Genomic DNA, 3,059 nt, shown 5'->3' on the forward strand with positions numbered 1-3,059 from the left:
ACGTAGAGCGGAGTGAAGCCGAAGCGCAGGACGTCGGGTGCGCGGAAGTCGCCGATGACGCCCCGGGAGATGAGCTCTCCCATGACCTCACGGGCGTTCTCGGTCCGCAGCGAGATCTGGCTCCCGCGGCGGCCGTGCTCGGCCGGGGTGACCGACTCGACCCGGCCCTGCGGGACGTACGCCGCCACGCATTCGAGGAAGAAGTCGGTCAGGGCGAGGGACTTGGCCCGGACGTCTTCGACGGACACCCCGTCCCAGGCGTCGAGCGCCGACTCCAGGGCCAGCATGGACAGGATGTCCGGCGTGCCCACGCGCCCACGGGTCGCACCCTCGGCCGCCTCGAAGGCCGGGGTCATCGCGAACGGGTCCGCGTGGCCGTTCCAGCCCGGGAGCGGGGAGTCGAAGCCGGCCTGGTGGCGGGCGGCGATGTACAGGTACGCGGGCGCGCCGGGGCCGCCGTTGAGGTACTTGTACGTGCAGCCCACCGCGAGGTCGACGGCGTGCGCGTCGAGTCCGACGGGGAGGGCCCCGGCGGAGTGGCACAGGTCCCAGACCGTGATCGCCCCGGCGGCGCGGGCCGCCGTGGTGAGGGCGGGGAGGTCGTGGAGCCGTCCGCTGCGGTAGTCGACGTGGTTGAGGAGGACCACGGCGGTGTCCGCGTCCATGGCCTCGGCCGCGTGCGAGGGGTCCACCGGGACGACGGTGAGGCCCGTCATCCGGGCCGCCGACTCCGCGATGTAGCCGTCGGTGGGGAACGTGGCGGCGTCGACCAGCATCTTCGTCCGGCCGGGAGCCGCGAGACGGGCGGCTCCGACCAGGGCCTTGAAGAGGTTGACGCTGGTGGAGTCACCGACGACCACCTGGCCGGGGGCCGCGCCGATGAGCGGGGCGAGCTTGTCGCCGATCCGCTCGGGCGCGGTCCACCAGCCGCTCTCGTCCCAGGACCGGATGAGGAGCTCGCCCCACTGCCGGGCGACGACGTCGGCGGTGGTGTCCGCGACACCGGCAGGGAGGGCTCCGAGGGAGTTGCCGTCCAGGTAGACGACCCCGTCCGGCAGGGTGAAGCGCTCGCGGAGCTTGGCGAGCCCGTCGGCGGCGTCCAGCTCGGCCGCACGGTCGCGGAGGTCCGCAGCGGCGTCCGCCGGTATGGCCGTGGAGTCGTCAGACATAGCTGCGGGCCGTCCAGAGCTCCGGGAAGACGTTCTTCGTCGCCCGCTTCTCCAGCCAGGTCACGCCGGCCGAGCCGCCCGTGCCCGTCTTCGCGCCCATCGCCCGGCGGGTGGCGACCAGGTGGTCGTTGCGCCAGCGCCAGACGAGCTCGGCGACATCCGTGAGGACCTCGCCGAGGCGGTGCAGGTCGACGGTCTCGCTGTCGTCCGGGGCGGCGTACAGGCCCGTCCAGACGGCCTCGACCTCGGGGGAGGGCTCGTAGCGCAGGGACAGGTCGCGGTTCAGGACGGCGTCCGGGACCGGCAGGCCGCGGCGGGCGAGCAGGCGCAGCACCTCGTCGTAGAGGCTGGGCTCGTGCAGGGCCTTCTCCAGTTCCGCGTGGACGCGCGGGGCGCCCCGGTGCGGGACCAGCATGGAGGCGGACTTCTCGCCGAGCAGGAACTCCATCCGGCGGTACATCGCCGACTGGAAACCGGAACCTTCGCCGAGAGCGGCGCGGTAAGCGTTGAACTGGCCCGGGGTGAGCTGGGCGAGCGGGCGCCAGGAGGCGTTGAGGGCTTCCAGCTCGCGGAGGGAACGCTTCAGCGCATCCATCGCGACCGGGATGTGGTCCTCGCGCAGGGCCTTGGCTGCGGTCTCCCACTCGTGGACGATGACCGTGAACCACAGCTCCATGACCTGGGTCGTGACCAGGAAGACCATCTCGCCCGGGTCGTCCGAGCGGAGGTGCTGGAGGTGGGTGAGGACGTCCGCCTGGACGTAGTCCTCGTACGGGGTGGTGCCGTCGAAGTCGAGGTTCGGGGTTTCCGACCCGCCGACTCCGGAGGCATCAAGGGTTTTCGACATCGCTGTCTCCTCGACACGTGCTTCCGGGTAGCGGTCCGCCCCTTCCGTGAGGTGAGTGGAGCCCCGGTCCCCTGCCCGCATCATAGGACCCCGTCGCGCCGACGCTCCAGCGGAGAGTGACACAGACCACACAATTCGGTGCGTGTCACTCCCCGCCGTACGGACTCAGGAGCTCAGCGTGTCCGCGGCCGTCGGGGACGAGTCACGCAGGAAGGTCGAGCAGCGCTCGTACTCCTCCTTCTCACCGATCGCCTCGGCCGCGCGGGCGAGGGCGTGCAAAGCGCGCAGGAAGCCGCGGTTCGGTTCGTGCTCCCACGGGACCGGGCCGTGGCCCTTCCATCCGGCGCGGCGCAGCGCGTCGAGGCCGCGGTGGTAGCCCGTACGGGCATAGGCGTACGACTCGACGGTGTTGCCGGCCGCGAAGGCCTCGTCGGCGAGGACCGCCCAGGCCAGGGACGACGTGGGATGTGCGGCCGCCACCTCGACGGCGGGGGTGCCGGCGGCGATGGCGTCGCGGCCCGGCTCGTCCGGCAGGTGGGTGGGGGCGGGGCCCCCGAGCAGGTTCTGGTGAATGGACATGCCCCCAGTCTGCCGGGCCGCTGCCGCCGGGCGAGCGGTGGTCCACCGGATCCCCGGAGCGGGACGCGGCGTTGCCGGTCGGGCGCGGCGCCGCGGGAGCCTTCGCGGCACGGCGCCGCGGGAGCCTTCGCGGCACGGTCCCGGGCCGCCGAAACCGCCGGCGCGCCCCGGCGGCACGGATCAGCCGACGGCAGCCGCGGCCTCCAGGAGCGCCCGGCGGGTGCGCCCGGCGCGGTCCTGCTTCGCGCGCGTTCGTTCGGCCCTCATGCGCACCTGCCCCTCTCCCCGCCCCCGGCCGATCGGGCCGTACATGCCTCCTGATGGGCCTCTGGGACAGTTCACACCATCGGGCGGTCACCGTTCGCCGCCGCCGTCACGGCTGCCGGGGGTCCGCCGAAGGGGCCGGCGTCCGTCGGGGGGACGGGGGCCGGGCCCGTCGGTGCGGCTCGCTGCGGCGGAGTCCG

The 3,059-nt window shown here is 73.4% G+C and carries 3 protein-coding genes; all 3 read right to left on the reverse strand.

All coding sequences use genetic code 11. The annotated features are described in order from the left end of the window. On the reverse strand, window positions 1-1,169 hold a 1,169-nt coding region (gene kynU / locus ACWGIU_RS34110), incomplete at its 3' end, for a kynureninase (RefSeq protein ID WP_453711979.1). Continuing rightward, complete coding sequence (locus tag ACWGIU_RS34115) at window positions 1,162-2,016, reverse strand: tryptophan 2,3-dioxygenase family protein (protein WP_453711980.1); 855 nt, start codon at window positions 2,014-2,016, stop codon at window positions 1,162-1,164. The genes kynU and ACWGIU_RS34115, both read right to left, overlap by 8 nt. A 165-nt stretch (window positions 2,017-2,181) precedes the next feature. Further along, complete coding sequence (locus ACWGIU_RS34120) at window positions 2,182-2,595, reverse strand: DUF3151 domain-containing protein (protein WP_453711981.1); 414 nt, start codon at window positions 2,593-2,595, stop codon at window positions 2,182-2,184. Between the last annotated feature and the right edge of the window lie 464 nt (window positions 2,596-3,059).

The organism is Streptomyces sp. NPDC054840 (assembly GCF_053611065.1).

Excerpts from the sequence above, each read along its gene's own strand:
- ACWGIU_RS34115 (WP_453711980.1), bottom strand. The coding sequence starts at position 2,016 with ATGTCGAAAACCCTTGATGCCTCCGGAGTCGGCGGGTCGGAAACCCCG.
- ACWGIU_RS34120 (WP_453711981.1), bottom strand. The coding sequence starts at position 2,595 with ATGTCCATTCACCAGAACCTGCTCGGGGGCCCCGCCCCCACCCACCTG.